The sequence below is a fragment of the Nocardioides sp. genome, from assembly GCF_044226765.1.
Taxonomy (GTDB): Bacteria; Actinomycetota; Actinomycetes; order Propionibacteriales; family Nocardioidaceae; genus Nocardioides.
In genome coordinates this window covers 858842-878734 of the sequence record NZ_JBGAGJ010000001.1, presented here as the reverse complement: position 1 = coordinate 878734, position 19893 = coordinate 858842, and the positions used below count along the sequence as shown (strand labels likewise).

General features: G+C 73.5%; 16 protein-coding genes. 5 read left to right on the top strand and 11 right to left on the bottom strand.

Features of this window, described 5'->3' with window-relative positions; translation table 11 throughout:
* Positions 1-83: 83 nt before the first annotated feature.
* The 9 genes from ACILRH_RS04205 to ACILRH_RS04165 form a co-directional block, all read right to left on the bottom strand.
* Positions 84-1691, bottom strand: coding sequence for an AMP-binding protein (locus ACILRH_RS04205; protein WP_395691022.1), 1608 nt, complete (start codon positions 1689-1691; stop codon positions 84-86).
* 292 nt (positions 1692-1983) lie between these two features.
* The gene (locus tag ACILRH_RS04200) at positions 1984-2331 is read right to left on the bottom strand and encodes a dihydrofolate reductase family protein (RefSeq protein WP_395691020.1); all 348 of its coding nucleotides are present in this window, start codon (positions 2329-2331) and stop codon (positions 1984-1986) included.
* On the bottom strand, positions 2274-2540 hold the full coding sequence (locus ACILRH_RS04195) for a hypothetical protein (RefSeq protein WP_395691018.1): 267 nt from the start codon (positions 2538-2540) through the stop codon (positions 2274-2276). The genes ACILRH_RS04200 and ACILRH_RS04195 overlap by 58 nt, the downstream gene beginning before the upstream one ends.
* 71 nt (positions 2541-2611) lie before the next feature.
* Positions 2612-3022 carry an SRPBCC family protein gene (locus ACILRH_RS04190; RefSeq protein WP_395691017.1) on the bottom strand — a complete coding sequence of 137 codons (411 nt, stop codon included), beginning with the start codon at positions 3020-3022 and terminating at the stop codon, positions 2612-2614.
* 67 nt (positions 3023-3089) lie between these two features.
* Positions 3090-3680, bottom strand: coding sequence for a histone deacetylase (locus ACILRH_RS04185; RefSeq protein WP_395691015.1), 591 nt, complete (start codon positions 3678-3680; stop codon positions 3090-3092).
* Between the two features lie 78 nt (positions 3681-3758).
* Positions 3759-6131: an immune inhibitor A domain-containing protein gene (locus ACILRH_RS04180; RefSeq protein WP_395691013.1), complete on the bottom strand. Its 2373-nt coding sequence runs from the start codon at positions 6129-6131 to the stop codon at positions 3759-3761.
* A gap of 181 nt (positions 6132-6312) precedes the next feature.
* Positions 6313-7347 carry an RDD family protein gene (locus ACILRH_RS04175; RefSeq protein WP_395691012.1) on the bottom strand — a complete coding sequence of 345 codons (1035 nt, stop codon included), beginning with the start codon at positions 7345-7347 and terminating at the stop codon, positions 6313-6315.
* Positions 7344-8393: an FHA domain-containing protein gene (locus ACILRH_RS04170; RefSeq protein ID WP_395691010.1), complete on the bottom strand. Its 1050-nt coding sequence runs from the start codon at positions 8391-8393 to the stop codon at positions 7344-7346. The genes ACILRH_RS04175 and ACILRH_RS04170 overlap by 4 nt, the downstream gene beginning before the upstream one ends.
* Complete coding sequence (locus ACILRH_RS04165) at positions 8390-9214, bottom strand: PP2C family protein-serine/threonine phosphatase (RefSeq protein ID WP_395691008.1); 825 nt, start codon at positions 9212-9214, stop codon at positions 8390-8392. The genes ACILRH_RS04170 and ACILRH_RS04165 overlap by 4 nt, the downstream gene beginning before the upstream one ends.
* 42 nt (positions 9215-9256) lie before the next feature.
* Between ACILRH_RS04165 and ACILRH_RS04160 the strand changes: the two genes are divergently transcribed.
* From ACILRH_RS04160 to ACILRH_RS04150, 3 genes are read left to right on the top strand one after another with little or no spacing between them, the layout of a single operon-like run.
* Positions 9257-11503, top strand: a complete 2247-nt coding sequence (locus tag ACILRH_RS04160; protein ID WP_395691007.1) for a helicase-associated domain-containing protein — start codon at positions 9257-9259, stop codon at positions 11501-11503.
* Between the two features lie 53 nt (positions 11504-11556).
* On the top strand, positions 11557-12084 hold the full coding sequence (locus ACILRH_RS04155; protein ID WP_395691005.1) for a CGNR zinc finger domain-containing protein: 528 nt from the start codon (positions 11557-11559) through the stop codon (positions 12082-12084).
* 25 nt (positions 12085-12109) lie between these two features.
* Complete coding sequence (locus tag ACILRH_RS04150; protein ID WP_395691003.1) at positions 12110-13768, top strand: DNA repair helicase XPB; 1659 nt, start codon at positions 12110-12112, stop codon at positions 13766-13768.
* A 320-nt stretch (positions 13769-14088) separates the two neighbouring features.
* Here the strand turns inward: ACILRH_RS04150 and ACILRH_RS04145 are convergent, their stop codons facing one another.
* Together ACILRH_RS04145 and ACILRH_RS04140 are read right to left on the bottom strand one after the other, a co-directional pair.
* Positions 14089-14793 carry a hypothetical protein gene (locus ACILRH_RS04145; RefSeq protein WP_395691002.1) on the bottom strand — a complete coding sequence of 235 codons (705 nt, stop codon included), beginning with the start codon at positions 14791-14793 and terminating at the stop codon, positions 14089-14091.
* A gap of 53 nt (positions 14794-14846) precedes the next feature.
* The gene (locus tag ACILRH_RS04140) at positions 14847-17573 is read right to left on the bottom strand and encodes a hypothetical protein (RefSeq protein WP_395691000.1); all 2727 of its coding nucleotides are present in this window, start codon (positions 17571-17573) and stop codon (positions 14847-14849) included.
* A 78-nt stretch (positions 17574-17651) separates the two neighbouring features.
* Here ACILRH_RS04140 and serA point away from each other — a divergent pair, with 78 nt between their 5' ends.
* The gene (serA, locus tag ACILRH_RS04135) at positions 17652-18881 is read left to right on the top strand and encodes a phosphoglycerate dehydrogenase (RefSeq protein ID WP_395690998.1); all 1230 of its coding nucleotides are present in this window, start codon (positions 17652-17654) and stop codon (positions 18879-18881) included.
* Between the two features lie 96 nt (positions 18882-18977).
* Positions 18978-19841, top strand: a complete 864-nt coding sequence (locus ACILRH_RS04130; RefSeq protein WP_395690996.1) for an oxygenase MpaB family protein — start codon at positions 18978-18980, stop codon at positions 19839-19841.
* Positions 19842-19893 lie beyond the last annotated feature (52 nt).

The window sequence follows — 19893 nt, the reverse complement described above, 5'->3', positions numbered from 1 at the left end:
GGCCAGTTCGCCGTCGAGACACCCGAACCGCCCCCATGTCGCGCCCGGGAAGGGCCGGTTCTGGTGTCTCGACGGTCTCGGTGTCAGCCGAGGCCCAGCGTGCGGGCCGTCTCCTCGCGCATCTGGACCTTGCGGATCTTGCCGGTGACGGTCATCGGGAACTCGTCGACGACCATCACGTAGCGCGGGATCTTGTAGTGGGCCAGCTTCCCGGTCGCGTAGGCCCGCACGGCGTCGGCGTCCAGGGGCTCGGCCCCGGCGCGCATCCGGACCCAGGCGCAGAGCTCCTCGCCGTACTTCTCGTCCGGGACCCCGATCACCTGCACGTCCTCGATGTCGGGGTGGGCGTAGAGGAACTCCTCGATCTCGCGCGGGTAGATGTTCTCCCCGCCACGGATGACCATGTCCTTGATCCGGCCCACGATGTTGCAGTAGCCGTCCTCGCGCATCTCGGCGAGGTCGCCGGTGTGCATCCAGCCGTCGGCGTCGATCGCCTCGGCGGTCTTGTCGGGGTCGTCCCAGTAGCCGAGCATCACCGAGTAGCCGCGCGTGCAGAGCTCGCCCGGCGTGCCCCGCGGCACGGTCTCGCCGGTCGCCGCGTCGACGATCTTCACCTCGACGTGGGGGTGGACCCGGCCGATGGTGGCGGTACGGCGATCGAGGTCGTCGTCGGCGCGCGTCTGGCAGGACACGGGGCTGGTCTCGGTCATGCCGTAGGCGATCGACACCTCGGCCATGTGCATGTCGTCGATGCACCGCTTCATCACCTCGACCGGGCAGATCGAGCCGGCCATGATGCCGGTGCGCAGCGACGACAGGTCGTGCTCGGCGAAGGTCGGGTGGTGCTGCATCGCGATGAACATCGTCGGGACGCCGTACACCCCCGTGCAGCGCTCCGCCTCGATCGTGCGCAGCGTGATCTCGGGGTCGAAGCCGGGCGCCGGGATCACCATCGTCGCGCCGTGGCTGGTGCAGCCGAGGTTGCCCATCACCATCCCGAAGCAGTGGTAGAAGGGCACCGGGATGCAGAGCCGGTCCTGCTCGGTGAAGTTGATCAGCTCGGTCGTGAAGTAGCCGTTGTTGAGGATGTTGCGGTGGCTGAGCGTCGCGCCCTTGGGGTAGCCGGTCGTGCCGGAGGTGTACTGGATGTTGATCGGGTCGTCCGGCGACAGCGTCCAGGTCATCACGTCCAGCAGGGTGACCCCGGGGTCGTGGACGTTGTGGTCGCTCCACTCCGGCTGGTCCAGGAACCAGACCTGCTCGAGCGGGACGTCGGCCCGGACCTCCTCGATCATCGCGCGATAGTCGCTGGTCTTGAACTCGGTCGCGGAGATGAGCAGCTTCGCCCCCGACTGGTTCAGCGCGTAGCCGAGCTCGTGGGTGCGGTACGCCGGGTTGATGTTGACCAGGACCGCGCCGATCTTGGCGGTGGCGTACTGCGTGATCGTCCACTCCGCGCAGTTGGGCGACCAGATGCCGACCCGGTCGCCCTTGCCGATGCCGGCGCGCACCAGACCGATCGCGAGTGCGTCGACGTCGCGGTCGAGCTCGGCCCAGGTCCAGCGCCGCCCGCTCGCGACCTCGACCAGTGCCTCCCGGTCGGGGTGCGCGGCGACGGTGCGCTCGAAGTTGGCCCCGATCGTCTCCTCGAGCAGCGCCGGCGCCTGCTCGCCCTTGGCGTAGGACTCCATGGCGCGAAGGTACGCCGTCCCGCGTTGGTCCGTCGTTGGCTCTGCGACGGGTGCGCAGGTGAGTGCTGAGGTGCGCTGGGGGTGGTGCGGGGCGCCTCCCCCAGCAATTGAACGCTCCCGCGCGGTCTACCCGCAGGTAGCCGGACATCTCCCAACAATTGAACGCTCAGGTGCGCTGGGGGTGGCGCGGGGGGACCTCCCCCAGCAATTGAACGCTCCCGCGCGGTCTACCCGCAGGTAGCCGGACATCTCCCAACAATTGAACGCTCAGACCGCGCCCGCCCGGGCCGCGTCAGCGACGCACCCGGAGCACCTGGTACTGCACGCCGTTGGCGTACGTCGTGCTCTCGACCAGCTCGAGCCGCACCTTGTCCTCGGCATCGGTGGGGAACGGCCCGCGGCCGGTGCCGAGGACGACCGGGAAGACCATCAGCCGCATCTCGTCGACGAGGCCGGCCTTCAAGAGCTCCTGGGTGAGCAGCATGCTGCCCTGGACGAAGATCGGTCCGCCGTCGCCCTCCTTGAGCCGCGCGACGTCGGCCAGCGAGGACAGCACCGTCGTGTTGTGCCACTGCGGGTCGGTCACGGTGCGCGAGACGACGTACTTGGGCATCGCGTTCCAGCCCGCGAAGTAGTCCATGGTGGCCAGACCTCGCTGAAGGCCTCGTAGGAGCGCCCACCCATCACGAAGGCGGCGGCCTCCTCCTGCTCGCGACCCTTGCGCTCGTACTGCGCCGGGTCCGGCTCGATGTCCATCGTCCAGCCGGAGTGGCGGTAGCCGGGCTCGCCGCCCGGGGCCTCGGCGACGCCGTCGAGGGAGACGAAGTGGGTGGTGACCAGGTCGCGCATGACGGTTCCTCTCGTGGGGTGGGTGTGCTCACCCTCTCCACGAACGGGTGGGCGCCGCTACGACAGCAGCGTCAGGACTTCTGCTCGGCCAGCCCGATGAGGGCCTCCAGCGCCTTGGGGGTGTCGGCGGCGACGACCGGGCCGAGCTCCTCGGCGTTCGGGCCGCTGACCGCGGTGCGGACCGTGACCTCCGCGCCGTCCGCGGTGGCCTTGACCATGTGGTCGATGTAGACGACCAGCTCGCCGATCGTGACCCGGTCGAGGAACCGGGCGCCGGGCTCGACGATCTCCAGGACGAACGGAGCGTGGATGTTGCCGGTCAGGGTCAGGGTGCCGGCGGCTCCCTCGGCGAAGTGCCCCTCGAGCGCCACGCCCTGCACGGCCGGGTCCCAGCAGTGCCAGCTGCCGACGTCCGACCACAGGTGCCAGACGTCCGCCGGAGTCGCGCTGGTGCTGACCGTGCCCTCGTACTCGTAGCTCATACCCGCAACCTAGGCCTCCGGGTCACCTCACGGGAAGGCCTCTGGTCACCGCTCGCGGGGCCGCAGGTCACGCCCGGGGCAGGACCGTGGCGAGGTACGCCGCGACGTCGTCCTCGTCCCAGCCACGGGACTCGCGCAGGCCCGTCGCCAGGACCTCCAGGTACGCCGGCGCGGGCCGGGTGTGCCCGACCTCGTGGGCGCCGTGCGGGGCCGTGAAGGTCAGCATCGGGAGCCCGTCGATCCGGCCGACCTCGACCAGCGTCTCGTAGCGGCCAGGTCCGAGCCGGTGCGGTGCCGAGGCCGCCCGCCGGGGATCCAGCAGGACCTGCTCGACCGGGTCGCCGGCCGCGGGCACCCGGTACATCTCCTGGGCCGCGATGTCGGCGAGCTGGCCGGCGGTCACCAGGTAGCCCCGGGCGGCGGTGAACCCGGGGGTGTCGTGGTCGTAGAAGGCGACGCCGCCACCCCACTGCGGCGACTCGCCCGCGAAGTAGGTGGTGCCCGGCAGGTCCACCGGCACCGCCCGGACCGGGGGCGTGCGGTCCCGCGCGCCCGGGTTGTGGCGCACACCTCCGGGTGGGCGGCCACCCTCGAGGTAGCACGTCAGCCGGGCCGCCGACATGTTCGAGCCGTAGGAGACGTACCAGACGTGCGACATCGCGACCCAGCCTGCCACGGACGCGGCCGGGCCCCGCCACCACGAGGGTGACGGGGCCCGGTCGTCGTGCGATCGTGCTCAGCCGGCGTGCGAGACCTTGACGGTCATCACGCCGTTCCTGTCGACCTTCACCACGCGGATCACGGTGCCGGTCTTGGGGACGTCGACGCTGTTCCAGCCCGGCTGGTAGAAGCCCGGGTGGGGGTTGTCGCCGCTGGTGTGCTCGTCGTTCCCGTACCACCAGTCGAGGCGGTCGTTGAACGTCGGGACCGCGGGCAGCGCCTTGGTCATGTACGCACGACCCTGGTAGTGCAGCTTCTGCGACGGGACCGCCCGCAGCGAGAACGTCGAGTCGGACGTCAGCACCTTGGGACGCAGGATGGAGCCGTCGTCGGCGTGCTGGAACTCCGGGTGCGCGTCGACCGGCAGGATCTCTCCGTGGCCGGGGTGGTCACCGACGTTGTTGTCGGTGTACGACGTGTCCCAGTAGCTGATCAGCGCACCGGGGCGGAACTTGAAGTGGTCCACCCAGTTCGGCCGGTTCGGGAAGCCCGCGAAGTTGTAGACGTACGCGAGCGTCTTGTCGCGGCCGACGTACTGGCGGTTGTCGACGAAGTAGGCGTTGAGGAACTTCTTGGTCTCCTGCGAGCCCACGACGGAGAATCCGTCGAGCACCCAGCCGCCGCTGCCGGCCTCGGCGTCACCGATGTTGTCGCCGCCCAGGGTGATGTTGTCGACCTGGAAGCCGGACCCGGCGGTGGCGCCGTCGGTGAGGTACTCCCACCGGATGGCGTCGGTGCCCTCGGGGATCGTGGCCGTCAGGTCGACCCACTGGCCGTCGGTCGTGCCCGAGATGCCGGTGCCGCTGCCGTTGAACGTGCCCTGGTCCTCGCCCGGGTAGCTCTCGCTGTTCGGGACGTCGGTCCAGGTGTCACCGCCGTCGTCGGAGGCCTGGAGGAACGCGTAGTCCCAGCCCTCCTCGATGTCGTAGCGGACCTTGGCGGTCAGCTCGCCGCCGCCGGAGACCTCGCGGGCCATCGTGTTGTCGAGGTTGTCACCCTTGTCGGAGTAGTAGAACTTCTCCCCGCAGGTGTCGCACGGGTCGCCGTACTGGAAGGTGACCGGCTTGTCCGGCAGGACCGTGATCAGGCCGTTGGGCTGGCTGCCCTTGAGCGACTGACCCGGACGAAGCTGGTACGTGCCGGAGCGGCCGGCGCGGGCGACCTGGTAGTCGAGCCACCCGAGCTGGAACTTCTCCCACGCACCGAACGGTTGCGGCTGCTCGCCGATGCCGCCGTCGCCGGGGAGGCTGCCGCGGGACTGCGCCATCAGCGACCAGTGCTCGACGCTGTTGCTGGCACCACCGGTGTTGCCGGAGGTGTCGTAGAGGTCCGGGAGACCGAGGTCGTGACCGTACTCGTGCGCGAAGACGCTCAGACCGCCGTTCTCGGGCTGCATCGTGTAGTCGCTGACCCAGACGCCCGTCGGGTTGTTCGGGATCTGCACGGCACCGCCGTCGCTCGGGCCGCCCTCGCCGACCTCGACGCCACCGATGGCGGGCCCGGGGCCCGTGCCGTTGGAGTGGATGCCGACGTTGCTGCGGTGGCTCCAGATGGCGTCCGAGCCGTAGATCGGGTCACCGTCCGCCTCGTCGCCGCCCGCGTGGACGATCTGGAAGTGGTCGATGTAGCCGTCCGGCTCGTTGAAGTTGCCGTCGTGGTCGTAGTCGTAGCGGTCCTGCTTGTCGAACGTCTTCAGGTAGTCGGTGATGTGCTCCATGGTCCAGCCGGCGTCGATGCGCCCCTGCACCCACTCGGCCAGGGCGTCCCGGACGAGGTACCAGACGTTGCTGCAGACGATCGAGCCGCAGGAGTCACTGCCGTAGCGGGCCTCGTTGAACGGCACCTTCACCCAGGCGGTGACCTTGCCCTCGACCGAGTACAGCCCGGAGGACTGCTGCTGATAGAAGCTGTTCATCCGCTTGAAGTACAGGCTGGTGAAGTGGGACTGGCTGTAGTCCTTCTGCCAGACCGTGGAGTTGTCGACCGTGCGGTCCGGCTCCGGGATCTCGTTGTGCAGCGGACCCTCGGTGCGCTGGGCGCTCGGGTCGGAGGGGTAGGCCGAGTGCTGCGTGTCGCCGAACTCGGCGAGGACCACGAAGATGCGGTCCTTCCCGGTCTGCGCCACCTTGGCGTACTGCCCGCGGCCGACCTTCTGGACCGCACCGGTGCCACCGGAGCGCAGGCGCTTCTCCAGCGCCTTCTGGTGCAGCCGGTCGTACTTGGTCTTCCAGCCCGGCGTGATGTTGTCGGACGGGGTGTCGGAGACGTGCTTGCCCGACGGCGGTGCGCCGGACGGCGTCGCGCCGGCCTGCGGGGTGGACAGCGACAGCGCCGTGGCGGTCGCGATCAGTGAAGCGGTCGCTGCTGCAGCGACCCGGGTCCTACGCAAAGTGGTGCCTCCCTGAAGGTGATGGGGCAGGGTGTGCCCGAGGTCTCCTGGCGTGGGACGGCACCGGATCCAGTGCCGAGCCACTGATCAGGAGGAGTGCAGTTGACCTGCCGGTGCAGGTGAAAAGGAAGAGGCGGGCCGGTTCGTTATCGGACCGTTACCAAACCGGGGAACCCCGGCCTCACGGCTCGCGGACGACCGTCATGATCCGGTCGCCGAGGCGCACGTGGTCGTCCTCGAGCAGGGTCGTGGGCCGGCCGGGGGGCAGGTCGCGGGCGACGCCACCACGCAGCAGCACCGAGCCGTTGGTGGAGCCACGGTCGGTCACGACGAGGGCCCCGTCGGCCGCCACCTGCACCGAGGCGTGGGTCTTCGACAGCGACATGTCCGCCGACGGCAGCGCGAGCAGGGTGCGCGCCACCTCGCCCGCCCGGGGCTCGGGACGCCGGCCGACCAGGACGGGGCCCTCGACGACGAGCGACTCCCCGGAGTCGAAGCCGATCCGCCAGCGGGCACTCGCCTCCGGCAGCAGCGGGTGGCCCAAACGCTGGCGCGGCGGCGGCGCGGGCGACGGCGGCACCGCTGCAGGAGCGGGATCGGGAGCCCGGTGCTGGGGGCTGCGGCGGCGCGGGGTGGGCGGGGACGAGGACGCCGCGGGCGGCGCGGGGCTGCTCGCCGCCGGGTCCGGCTCCGGCGCGCGCGGTGCGCCGGCAGGCACCAGGTGGAGGGCGGTGAGGTTGACGACGCCCCGGGGCGGCTCCGGCTCGGGCGCCGGCTCGGCCGGGACGGGACGCACGTCGACGACCTCGGAGCCGACCAGCAGGTCGTGCCAGGCGCGCCGCCGGCCGCTGGGGTCGGCGGCGGCGGTCCAGGCGAGCATCGCGGTCCCGAGACCGAGGGTCGGGAGGGTCGCCAGACCGAGCACGACCTGGCGGCGCACGGCGCGGCCCGCCCCGATCGGCCCCCCGCCGTCGGCCGCGAGGACGCGGACGCCGAGCAGCGCACCGCCTGGCGACGAGCCGGTGCGGCCCAGCAGCACGGTGGCGACGGAGAAGACGACGAGGACCACCGCGACGCCGGCGGCCACGGCGGCCGCGGCGTCGAGCTGGCGCCAGGCCAGGTAGATCGCCCCACCGTCGATCGTCCAGGCGAGAGCACGGTCGACGGCGAAGGCGTGGAACCGCCGGTCGAGGTCGGCGGCGGGCGCGGCGGTCACGGCGCGACGACCTCGATGCTGACGCCGTCACCGAGGTCGATGACCGCACCGGGGACCAGCTGCACGCCGATGCCCGGGCGCAGGTCCTCGGGCTCCAGGCCGGGCCGCAGGAGCAGGGTGCCGTTGGTCGACCCGAGGTCGGTGACGACCGCGGAGCCGTGGTCGGCACCGGATCCGGGACGGACCTCGAGGTGGGTGCCGGAGACCTCCTGCTGCGGGCTCGGCACCCGGACCAGCCGCAGCTCCTCCCCGGCCGCGCCACGGGTCTCCGGGGCCCGCCCGACGAGCACCACCCGGTCGACGTCGACGACCTCGTCGTGGCTGAAGACCAGGCGCGCCACCGGGCGGGCCGTGACCGGCGGCGCCGGGGCCTGGCCGGGGATCCCGGGCAGGCCCCGCTCGACGGGGTGCTCCTCCCCGGCGCGGGTGAGTCCGTCGTGCTCGGTGGCCAGGCCGAGGGCCGCCAGGTCGACGGCCTCGGTCGCCGGCAGCCGGTCCGGCGCCGGCTCGGCCGCCGCTGCTTCCCCCGGCTCCTCCGCCGGCTCGTCCGCCGGCTCCTCCACCGGCTCGTCCACCGGCTCGTCGACCGGCTCGTCGACCGGCTCGTCGACCGGCGCGATGCCCCAGGCGGCGCTCGCGACCCGGACCAGCCCGGTGGCCACCCGCAGCTCCTCGGGGTCGGTCTCCTCGGCGACCTGCACGCGGATGCCGACGACCCCGGCGAGCGTGCGCTCGACCCAGGTGGTCGCCTCCTCGCCGTCGACGTGGACCGGCGGCTCGGTGGGGTCGGCGGTGTCGAGGTGCGCGTGCGCCGCCCCCCGCAGCACCACGCGGGTCTCGTCGCCCTCCCGGCAGACCAGGACGAAGGCAGGCAGGTCGCGCAGCCCCGAGGAGATCAGCGCGTCGAGGGTCTCGTCGAACCCGGCACCGTCGTCGACCAGCGCCCAGAGCGCGGCGACCCGCGCCTTCTCGCCCGGCGGCAGCACGACGACGGTCCGCTCGCCGAGGACGGCGTACCACTCCCCCGCCCGGACCGACCAGCTCATGACCGGCCCCCCAGCCGGGCCGCGAGGTCGGCCTCCCCGCGGACGGCGCCGGCGTCGTCGACCTCGCGCACCGCGACGACGTCCACGACGACGGCGGTGGCGTTGTCCTCACCGCCGGCGGCGACCGCCGCGGCGACCAGCCGGTCGGCGGCGTCCCGGGGGTCGGACGTCTCGGCGAGCACGGCGCCGATCGCCTCGTCGTCGAGCATCCCGTTGACGCCGTCGCTGCACAGCAGGACGCGCTCCGCGTCGGCCAGCGGCACCACGAAGTAGTCGGCGTCCCCGGCGAGGCCCTCCCCGAGCGCGCGGGTGATCACGTTGCGCTCCGGGTGGGTGGCCATCTCCTCGCGCGTGATCTGCCCGGCGTCCACCAGCTCCTGCACCAGGCTGTGGTCGGTGCTGACCTGCTCGAGCACCCCGCCGGTGAACCGGTACGCACGGGAGTCGCCGAGGTTGACCAGCAGCCACGCCGGCGTACCCGCCTCCTCGACCAGCAGTGCCGCGACGACGGTGGTCCCGGCGCTGCGGCGCCGGTCGACGCCGTGGTGCTGCTGCTGGACGGCGTACTCCAGGATCCGGCGCTGGCAGGCGGCGAGGGTCTCGCGCACGGCATCGACCGCCGTGCTGGGCTCGTAGCCACGATCCGCGAGCAGGCCGAACTCCTCGGCCACGATCGCGCTGGCCACGTCCCCGCCCTCGTGGCCGCCCATCCCGTCGGCCACCACGTAGACGGGCGGCGCGGCCAGGTGGGCGTCCTCGTTGACGGTGCGCACCCGGCCGACGTCCGTCGCCGCACCGTGCTGGAGCCCCACCTGCCTCATCACCGCCACCTCCACGACGGGGGGCCGGGTAGCGTTGAGGGGATGTCCACGGGGTACCGCTCGCTCGCCGACCAGCTGCGCAGCTGGCCGGACGACCGGCTCACCCGGCTGCTCCTCGACCGCCCCGATCTCGCCACTCCGGCCCCTCACGACTCAGGCCAGCTGGCCTCCCGCGCCGCGACCCGGTCGTCGCTGCTGCGTGCGCTCGACCAGCTGACGAACGCCGAGCTCAGTGTCCTAGATGCCCTCGTCGTCGTGGGCCAAACCACGGTCGACGCGCTGACGGAGGTCGTCGCCGCCGACCCCGCGACGGTCGCGCGGGCCGTGGCGCGGCTGCTGGACCTGACCCTGGCCTGGGAGTCCCCGCAGGGGGTGCGCGCCCTCAGCGGGGTCGCCGAGGCGCTCTCGGTGAGCGGGCTGCGACCGGTGTCGGCCGACCCGCTCGCGCCCGCCGAGGTGCAGGCCCGGCTCGCCGAGCTCACCCCGCCGGCACGCGCCCTCCTCGAGCACGTGCTGGAGTCCGGCGGCGAGGCCACGACGGGCACGTCCCGGCACACGGTGACCCCCGAGGACGCCCGCACCCCCGCCGAGGAGCTGCTCTCCCGCCGGCTGCTCGTGCCGCGCGGCGGCGGGACCGTCGTGCTGCCGGGCGAGGTGGGCCTGGCGCTGCGCGGCGGGCGGACCACGACGGAGCCGGTCGACGTCGTGCCGGACCTGGCGACCGCCGACCGGCCGGCGGCGCTGGTCGACCGGACCGGGGCCGGCGCGGCGTTCGAGGCGGTGCGCCGGGTGGAGCTGCTCCTGGACCACTGGGGCGTGGCGCCCCCGACCGCGCTGCGCAGCGGCGGCCTCGGGGTCCGCGACCTGCGCGCCACGGCGGCCGACCTCCAGGTCGACGGTCCGACCGCGGCGCTGCTGGTCGAGACCGCGTACGCCGCCGGCCTGGTCTCGACCGCCGCCGACCCCGACGGCAACCCGGCCTGGGTGCCCACCGACCTCTTCGACCGGTGGACGCAGGGGCCGATGGCCGAGCGCTGGACGGCGCTGGTCGCGGCGTGGCTGGACACGCCACGGACACCGAGCCTGGTCGGCCAGCGGGACCCGGCCGGCAAGGTGTGGAACGCGCTCGCGCCCGAGCTCACCGACGGCCACCAGGTCGAGAGCCGCCGGATGGCCCTGGAGGTGCTGGCGTCCCTGCCCGACGGTGAGGTGCTGGCGGCCGGCACCGGCGTCGCCTCGGTGGCGCGGCGGGTGGCGTGGCTGCGGCCGCGCCGGCCCCGCAGCCGCGCCGACCAGGTCGCCCAGGCCCTGGACGAGGCGGCCGTGCTCGGGCTGGTCGCGCTGGGTGGGCTGACGACCTACGGGCGGGCGCTCCTCGGCGAGGACCGGGCCCGCGCGGAGGAGCTGCTCGCCGCCCTGCTGCCCGAGCCCGTCGACCACGTCCTGCTCCAGGCCGACCTGACCGCCGTCGCCCCGGGGCCGCTGGAGTCCCAGCTGGCCCGCCGCCTCCAGGTGGTCGCCGACGTGGAGTCGCGCGGCGGGGCGACGGTCTACCGGTTCACCCCCGGCTCGGTCCGGCGCGCGCTCGACCTCGGCTGGACCGCAGCCGAGGTGCACGAGCTGCTCGGGTCGGCGTCCCGCACCCCGGTCCCGCAGCCGCTCAGCTACCTCGTCGACGACACCGCGCGCACCTACGGCACGGTGCGGGTCGGCGCGGTCGAGGCGTTCCTGCGGTCCGACGACGAGACCGCGCTCACCGAGCTGCAGCACCACCCGCGAGCCGCCACCCTCGGGCTGCGACGCATCGCCCCGACGGTGCTGGTGTCCTCGACCCCCGTCGACGTGCTGCTCCCGCGCCTGCGCGAGCTCGGCGCGGCCCCCGTCCTCGAGGGCGCCGACGGCACCGTCCACGTCGCCCGGCCCGACCTGCTGCGGGCCCGCACCCCGCGCGAGCACCGGGCTCCCGCGGCCCGCACCGCCCGCGAGGGCGCCCAGGCCGCGCACGCGGTGACCGCGATCCGTGCGGGCGACCGAGCGGAGTCCGCGCGCCCGGCCTCCCCCGCGGCCACGCTGTCGCCCAGCGGCTCGATGGCCGCGCTGCGGGAGGCGGTCGAGGCCCGCGCCACCGTGCTGATCGGCTACGTCGACAACCAGGGCACCACCTCCGAGCGGCTGGTCGACCCGATCCGCGTCGAGGGCGGCTCGCTCACCGCCCACGACCACCGCAGCGACGACGTGCGCACCTTCGCGGTCCACCGGATCACCACGGTCCGGCCCGCCGCCGGCTGACCCCACCGGCAATTCACCGGGCCGTCGTTGGGCCGACGCCCTACTGTTGAAACGTGGACTTCCTGCAGTACGCCGAGGCCTCGGCCGCCCTGCTCAACGCCGACCTCCCGGACGTGGCGGGGCTGGCGGCGTACCTCGAGGACCGTCCGCGCCTCCGCGACCGCGCGACCGACCGCGACTGCATGCTGCTGCGGAAGTTCCAGCGCGAGCTGCGGCCGGTCTTCGAGGCCGGCGAGGCCGACCGGCTCCCCGACGTCGTCGCCGGCCTCAACGCGCTGATGGCGCGGCACCCGATCACGCCGCGCATCTCCGACCACGACGAGCACCACCTGCACCTGCACGTGGCCACCGAGAACGCGTCCGTGGCCGAGCTCCTCGTCGGCGAGTCGCTCCTCGGTCTCGCCACGCTGGTCTGCGACCTCGGCGCCGACCGGCTCGGCGTCTGCGCCGCGCCCCCGTGCACCCACGTCTTCGTCGACACCTCCCCCAACCGCTCGCGCCGCTACTGCTCCGAGCGGTGCTCGTCGCGCGCCAACGTGGCGGCGTACCGGGCCCGGCAGAAGGCGGTCGCCGGCGCCTGAGGGGGCGCGACCTAGGATCCACGGAGTGAACGACGGCCCGCTCATCGTCCAGTCGGACAAGACCCTCCTCCTCGAGGTCGACCACGAGCGCGCCGACGCCTGCCGCAAGGCGATCGCGCCGTTCGCGGAGCTCGAGCGCAGCCCCGAGCACGTGCACACCTACCGGCTGACCCCGTTGGGCCTCTGGAACGCCCGGGCCGCCGGCCACGACGCCGAGCAGGTCGTCGACACGCTGCTGGACTACAGCCGGTACGCCGTGCCGCACGCGCTGCTCGTGGACGTCGCCGAGACCATGGCCCGCTACGGCCGGCTGCGGCTGGAGAAGCACCCCACGCACGGGCTGGTCCTGGTCTCCACCGACCGGCCGGTGCTGGAGGAGGTGCTGCGGGCCAAGCGGGTCGCCGGCATGCTCGGCGACCGGATCGACGACACCCTGCCCGACGAGTGGGGTGTCGTGGTCCACGCCTCCGAGCGCGGCAACCTCAAGCAGGCGCTGCTCAAGCTCGGCTGGCCGGCCGAGGACTGGGCGGGGTACGTCGACGGCGAGGCGCACCCGATCGCGCTCGACGAGACGGCGTGGCACCTGCGGCCCTACCAGCGCGAGGCCGCCGACTCCTTCTGGCACGGCGGCTCGGGGGTCGTCGTGCTGCCCTGCGGGGCCGGCAAGACCCTCGTCGGGGCCGCCGCGATGGCCGAGGCCCAGGCGACCACGCTGATCCTCGTCACCAACACCGTCTCGGCGCGGCAGTGGAAGGACGAGCTGGTGCGGCGGACCTCCCTCACCGAGGACGAGATCGGGGAGTACTCCGGGGCCGTCAAGGAGGTCCGGCCGGTCACCATCGCGACGTACCAGGTGCTCACCACCAAGCGGAAGGGCGTCTATCCCCACCTCGAGCTGCTCGACGCCCGCGACTGGGGCCTGATCGTCTACGACGAGGTGCACCTGCTGCCCGCACCGATCTTCCGGATGACCGCGAACCTGCAGGCCCGGCGCCGGCTGGGGCTGACCGCGACGCTGGTGCGCGAGGACGGCCGGGAGGGCGACGTGTTCTCGCTGATCGGGCCGAAGCGGTACGACGCGCCGTGGAAGGACATCGAGGCGCAGGGCTGGATCGCGCCGGCCGACTGCGTCGAGGTCCGGGTCACCCTGCCGTCGTCGGAGCGGCTGGCCTACGCCACCGCGGAGCCCGAGGAGCGCTACCGCCTCGCGTCGTGCACCCACCACAAGATCGACGTGGTGCGCTCGCTGATCGCCACCCACGCGGGCCAGCCGACGCTGGTGATCGGTCAGTACATCGAGCAGCTCGACGAGATCGCCGCCGCCCTGGACGCACCGGTGATCAAGGGCGAGACGCCCGTGAAGGAGCGGCAACGGCTCTTCGACGCGTTCCGCTCCGGCGAGGTGGGACTGCTGGTCGTCTCGAAGGTCGCCAACTTCTCGATCGACCTGCCGTCGGCCGAGGTCGCCGTCCAGGTGTCGGGCTCCTTCGGCTCGCGCCAGGAGGAGGCCCAGCGCCTCGGCCGGCTGCTGCGCCCCAAGACCGAGGGTCGAACCGCCCACTTCTACACGATCGTCTCCCGCGACACCGTCGACGCCGAGTTCGCCCAGAACCGCCAGCGCTTCCTCGCCGAGCAGGGCTACGCCTACCGGATCGTGGATGCGGAGGACCTGGGGGCGCGGTAGCTGGGTGGATGAATCCCCGGTCAGCCGGGGATTCATCCGGGGTTGTCAGGGATTGCCTGACGTTGTCGGGGGTTGCAACGCCTGACAACGTCAGGCAATCCCTGACCGGCCACCGGGACGTCATACGACATGGCTGCCCCGGCACCAGCTCGCATGACCTCCCCCCGGACCGCCACCGGGACGTCAGACGAGACGGCTCTCCCGACGACCACCACGCATGACCTCCCCGACCACCACCGGGACGTCAGCCGACACGGTCGGCCCGACGACCACCTCGTATGACGTCCCGGGCGGCCGCCGAGCCGGCGCGGGCCCAGAGGTCAGCCCACCTCGAGGATGTCGTTCTCCAGCCAGGGCGCGTCGGGGGCGCCGCCGACGGGGTGGCAGCGGACGACCACGCCGGTCTGCACGTCGAGCGCGACGTCGTGGTGGTCGGGGTAGGTCCGGCCGCGCCAGGCCTCCGGCACCTCGGCGGGGTCGTCGAAGTCGGCCATCAGCCCCGCCTCGCTGTAGAGCAGCTCGCAGCAGTTGCCACCGCACCGCGGCTCGTAGCCGGGCAGCGCGCGCAGGTCCGCCCGCCACACCGGGCGGCCGGAGAGCTCGTCCTCGCGCAGGCGGGAGACGGACACGTGGTGGCTCAGCTCGACCGGGTCGAGCATCGCGACCCAGCTGTAGTTGGTGAACATCGGGTCGTCGTAGTCCACCTCGACCGAGGACGGCCGCTCGGCGACCAGCCCGTCGGGGCGGTACGACGGCGTCGCCTCGTGCGGCAGCACCGGCTCGGGCATCGGCGGAGGGACGAAGGAGCCGTCCGCGACCGCGGCGAAGCCCAGCGACCTGGTGTACGGCAGGCCGGTCTCCCGGTGCTCGCGGCCGTCCGCGGTGTGCACCAGCAGCTCCCCGGGTCGGCGCACCCACGCCTCGCACGCCCCGATGCCGCGCGAGCGGTGCCGCAGGTGCAGCGTCGTCCAGCGCCACGGCGAGCTGCGCGCCAGGGCGTGGAAGGCGTCCACGGTCGGGGTCATCTCGGCAGGCTAGGCCGCTCGAGCGGCCCGGCCCACCGAGTTTCGCAACCGGGCTAGCGGACCCAGACGGTGCGCTCGACGACGGTCCGCCCGACCCGGATCCGCAGGGTCACCGACTCGCGACCCTCGTCGCGCCCGTCGCGCACGGTCGGGACCGACAGCACCGTGCGCGTCTCGCCCGGGTCGAGCGAGCCGTAGGTGGAGGGGTGGTACTTCCACAGCGGGTCGGTCGGCGCGGGCCGGCCGCCGACCTGCCCGGCGAGCCAGTCGCGCGGCACGTCGGCGACCGAGAGCGTCGGGCGCGGGCCTCGGACGACCCGGCCGCTGACGAAGGTGCCGTAGCCGGTCGGAGCGGACAGCCGCACCTCCCACTTCGCCGAGGCACCCTCGCGCACGGTGGCCCGCACGGCCCGGACCGTGACCCGTGGCGCGGGGTCGTCGTCGACGACCCACAGGGCACCGGCCCACGAGTCGGTCATCACCCCGCGCACCGGCTGGAGGGAGACCTGGGTGACCGTCCGCGGGTAGTCGTCCACCCGGTTGGGCTGGTAGGTCACCGGGACCCAGCCGCTGGTCTGCCCGGGCGCCAGGTCGATCGGGAACCGCTGCACGTCGCCGCGGGACTGCCCGACCGTCGCCACCACGATGCGCGCCGGGGCCGTCAGGCCGCCGTGCACCGAGAACGGCACCCGCACCGTCACCGGCGCGTCGCCGTCGCCCTCGGGCACGACGGTCCGGCCGATGTCGACAGTCGCGAGCCGTCGGTCGGGGACGGGGGCCAGCGTCGCCGGCGCGGCGGCCAGGTCGGCCACCCACACGCGGCCGTGGTCGCTGTGGGACACCAGGTCGACCTTCGTCACGTCGGCGAGGTCGACGCCCGCCGCCGCGGAGGGGTCGACGACCAGGGCCTGCGCCCAGTACTTCCGGGTGTCCTCCCGCTTGCCGAGCAGCGGCAGGCCGCCACCTCCCGCGGGGGTCAGGACAGCGGAGTGTCCGTCGCCGTCGGTGATCCGCACCCGGAGGTCGACCGGGCCGGCGCCCGGGTCGGCGATCGTGCGCAGCTCCAGGCGCCGGTCGGTCAGGTCGAGCGGCCTGCGCAGCACCAGGCCGCCGGCCTGGCCGCTGGCGGTCCAGGTCATCTGGAAGAACGACCGGGTCGGCAGCATCTCCCCCGACGACGACCAGTGCGGATGCACCGCGACGTAGTCCAGGCCGTGGGTGCAGGAGGCGACCCGCGCCGAGTCGTCGACGCCGGTGCACATCCGGGTGTCCGCGTCGTCCGGCAGGTCCAGCGCCGCCCCGCGCTGCGGCGCCCGCACGTCGCGCCCGCCGCCGATCGCGTGGGAGAGGGTCTGGGCGTCGCCGAGCGACGCGACCCTCGCGCGCGAGCCGTCGAAGAGCGGCAGCACACCCTGGTCGTCGTCGGCGAAGAGGTGGACCGCGCCCGCGACGTACGCCGTGCCGACCGCCTGCTGCTCCTGCGGCGTGAGCCGGGCGGCGTTCTTGGCACCGCACTCGCCGCGCTCGGGGCCGTACCAGTCGTCCCACGCCGGCGCGGCCGCCAGCCCGGGCGTCCACTCGGTGTTGAAGAAGTTGTGGTTGGCGCCCATCACCAGCACCGAGCTCTTGAGCGAGGTGTCACCGGTGGTGAGGTCGCGCGAGACGTCGGTGAACCGCTGGCCCTCGAGGTCGCTGACGTCGCCGTCGCAGAACGGCAGCAGCGTCACCGTCGGGACGTACGGCGCCGTCTGGTTGCCGAAGTCGGTCGGGGCGATCAGCACCTGCCCGACCACGCGGTACGGCGCGCTGAGCGGGATCTCCAGGGACGCCCGGTCGACGCCCTCGCCGCCGCGGCTGTGCCCGACGAGCACGACCCTGCTCATGTCGACCTGGTGCGCCGCCGCGATGTCGGCCCAGTGGTCGAGGTGCCGCTCGACGATCGCGGCGCGCGCGTCGGCGCCACCGTCGAGGAGCCGGTAGTCCTGGGCGTTGATGCCGTTGACGCGGATCGAGACGGTCGCGTAGCCCTGGGAGGCCAGCACCTGCTGGATGTAGTCGTAGCCGAGCTGGCTGGGGATCTCCTGCTGCGGCGCCTGGCACGGCCAGGTGTCGCCGCCCGCATCGGGGTCGGCGGGGTCGTAGCAGACGCTGTGCCGCCCGTGGAGGAACAGCACGAGCGGCCGCGGGCCGGTCACCGCGTCGGCGGCGGGCTCGACCACGTGCCCGACCATCTCGATCGGCTCGGGCATCCCGGGCAGCTTCACGGGGGCGAGCTGGTAGTCGCTGCTCGTCACGTCGAACGGGCCTGTCGCCCCCGGGTCGTCGGGCAGCGTCACCGTGCCCGGCAGGTCGAGGCGCGCGCCGGCGCCCGCCGTCGTGGCGGCGCGGAGTCGGTCGTCCCCGCGGGCGTCGAGCCGGTCCCCGGACAGCACCACGTCGAGGTCGCGGACCCGCGGCGGGGCGGAGGCGACCACGGTGGCCGTCACCGTCCGCCGGTCGGGACCGACGGACGCGACCCCGATCCGCAACGAGGCGGGCCCGGTCACGACCGGGCGCGCGTCGGTCGTCGGGAGCAGGCTCGGCGAGCGCCACGACACCTCGTAGCGCCGGTCGCCGGTGGCACGCACCTGCCAGGTCCCCCGGTCACCGGGAGCGGCGTGCGCGCCGGCCGGGGGCGCGCCGGCCGCCGGCGTACCGATGGTGCCGGTGGCGGCGGCCGTCACCCCCACTGCGACCACGACGGCGACCAGGACGGCGCGCGTGCGCCTGCGGGCTCCCATACCCAGCATCATGCCCGCCGTCCCAGCGTTCGGCGCCGTTTCGGCCCGCAGGTCCGGCCCGACCTAGGCTGGTCGACCGTGAAGGTGCTGCTGCTGGAGAACATCCACCCGGTCGCCGTCGACATCCTGCGGTCGCGCGGCTTCGAGGTCGAGCTGCGCCCGGGGTCCCTCTCCGAGGACGAGCTGGTCGAGACCCTGTCCCCCGCGGACGGGCCGGCGGTCGACGTGCTCGGCATCCGCTCCAACACCCACATCACCCCGCGGGTCCTGGACGCCGCGACCGGCCTGCGCGCGATCGGCTGCTTCTGCATCGGCACCAACCAGGTCGACCTGACCGCGGCCGCCGACCGCGGCATCGCGGTGTTCAACGCGCCCTACTCCAACACCCGCAGCGTCGTCGAGCTGGTCATCGGCGAGATCATCATGCTGGCCCGCCGGCTCGCCGAGAAGACCGAGCGGATGCACGCCGGCGTCTGGGACAAGTCGGCCCAGGGCAGCCACGAGATCCGCGGCCGCACGCTCGGCATCGTCGGCTACGGCAACATCGGCACCCAGCTGTCCAACCTCGCCGAGGCGATGGGCATGCGGGTCATCTTCTTCGACACCGCCGACCGGCTCGCCCACGGCAACGCCCAGCGGATGAAGACCCTGGACGACCTGCTCGCCGAGGCCGACGTCGTGAGCCTCCACGTCGACGGCCGGCCGGGCAACGCCGGCCTGTTCGGCGCCGACCAGCTCGCGAAGATGAAGCCCCGCAGCCTGTTCATCAACGCCTCGCGCGGCATGGTGGTCGACGACGTCGCACTGCGCGAGCACATCCTGACCGGCCACATCGCCGGCGCCGCGCTCGACGTGTTCCCCATCGAGCCCAAGGCGCAGGGCGACCCGTTCGAGTCGGCGCTGCGCGGCCTCGACAACGTCATCCTGACCCCCCACGTGGGCGGCTCGACCCAGGAGGCGCAGGAGGAGATCGGCTACTTCGTGGCCGGCAAGCTGGCCGGCTTCGTGCTCGAGGGCCGCACCGAGCTGTCGGTCAACCTGCCGACCGTCCAGGCGCCCGAGCTGCGGGCCGGGCACCGGATCGGCTACCTGCACGCCAGCGTCCCGGGCGTCCTCGCGAGCGTGAACGGCGTGCTCGCCGACGCGGGCGCGAACATCACCGGCCAGTACCTCTCCACCCGCGGCGAGCTCGGCTACGTCGTGACCGACACGCTCGACCCGCTGCCGCAGGACACCCTCGCCAAGCTCGCCGAGTCCGAGCACACGGTGTGGCTGCGCACGTGGGACGGGAGCGACGCCGGGCACTGAGCCCGGCACTGAGCCCGGCACTGGGCCCGACACTGAGCCCGACACCGGGCCCGGCACCACCACTCCGTCTTGACGGTCGTCCGTATCCTCGGCGACATGGCGGGGGTGCGGGAGCGACTGGGCCAGGAGCTGTTCCTGCGCGTCGCGGGGCCGGACGGCCCGAAGCAGGCGGCGCGCATCCACGGGCGGCCGGGCCCGCGCTGGTTCGAGGCGGGCAGCCCGATCACCCGCGTGCACGGCGACGCGTCCATGTTCGTCGGCGGCATCCGCGCGCTGCTGCTGCAGACCCTCCACCCGGCGGCGATGCGCGGGGTCTCCGAGCACTCCGGCTACCGCGGCGACATGTGGGGCCGGCTGGCCCGCACCAGCACGTTCCTGGCCGTCACCACCTTCGGGCACGCCGACGACGCGGAGGCCGCGGTGCGGGCGGTGCGCCGCATCCACGAGCGGGTCACCGGCACGATGCCGGACGGCACGCCGTACGCCGCCAGCGACCCGCACCTGCTGATGTGGGTGCACGTCGCGGAGGTCGACAGCTTCCTGCGGGCCCACGACGTCTACGGCGCCGAGCCGCTGGTCGGTGCCGACCGGGACACCTACGTCGCGCAGGCCGGCGAGGTCGCCGCCCGCCTGGGCGTCGTCGACCCGCCGACGACCGAGGCCGAGCTCGCGCAGGTGCTGGCGTCGTACCGCCCGGAGCTGCAGGCGACCACCGAGGCCCGCGAAGCGGTGTCGTTCCTGCTCCTCAAGCCGCCGCTGCCGCTGGTCGCGCGGGCGCCGTACGGCGTCCTGGTCGCCGCCGCGGTCGGGCTGATGCCGCGCTGGACGCGCAAGCCGCTGCGGCTGCCCTACCTGCCGATCTCCGAGCGCACCGTCGTCCGGGCGCTCGGCGGCGCCGCGACCGGCACCATCCGCTGGGCGATGGCACCGGGCCGCGACCAGCGGAGCCAGGCGTCTTGAGCAAAGCCTGAGACTTCCTTGACCGCTGGTCCAGACGGGCTACCTACCATGG

Coding starts and splice junctions, on each gene's coding strand:
- ACILRH_RS04205 (WP_395691022.1), bottom strand. CDS start 1,691: ATGGAGTCCTACGCCAAGGGCGAGCAGGCGCCGGCGCTGCTCGAGGAG.
- ACILRH_RS04200 (WP_395691020.1), bottom strand. CDS start 2,331: ATGGACTACTTCGCGGGCTGGAACGCGATGCCCAAGTACGTCGTCTCG.
- ACILRH_RS04195 (WP_395691018.1), bottom strand. CDS start 2,540: ATGCGCGACCTGGTCACCACCCACTTCGTCTCCCTCGACGGCGTCGCC.
- ACILRH_RS04190 (WP_395691017.1), bottom strand. CDS start 3,022: ATGAGCTACGAGTACGAGGGCACGGTCAGCACCAGCGCGACTCCGGCG.
- ACILRH_RS04185 (WP_395691015.1), bottom strand. CDS start 3,680: ATGTCGCACGTCTGGTACGTCTCCTACGGCTCGAACATGTCGGCGGCC.
- ACILRH_RS04170 (WP_395691010.1), bottom strand. CDS start 8,393: ATGAGCTGGTCGGTCCGGGCGGGGGAGTGGTACGCCGTCCTCGGCGAG.
- ACILRH_RS04165 (WP_395691008.1), bottom strand. CDS start 9,214: ATGAGGCAGGTGGGGCTCCAGCACGGTGCGGCGACGGACGTCGGCCGG.
- ACILRH_RS04160 (WP_395691007.1), top strand. CDS start 9,257: ATGTCCACGGGGTACCGCTCGCTCGCCGACCAGCTGCGCAGCTGGCCG.
- ACILRH_RS04145 (WP_395691002.1), bottom strand. CDS start 14,793: ATGACCCCGACCGTGGACGCCTTCCACGCCCTGGCGCGCAGCTCGCCG.
- ACILRH_RS04140 (WP_395691000.1), bottom strand. CDS start 17,573: ATGGGAGCCCGCAGGCGCACGCGCGCCGTCCTGGTCGCCGTCGTGGTC.
- ACILRH_RS04130 (WP_395690996.1), top strand. CDS start 18,978: ATGGCGGGGGTGCGGGAGCGACTGGGCCAGGAGCTGTTCCTGCGCGTC.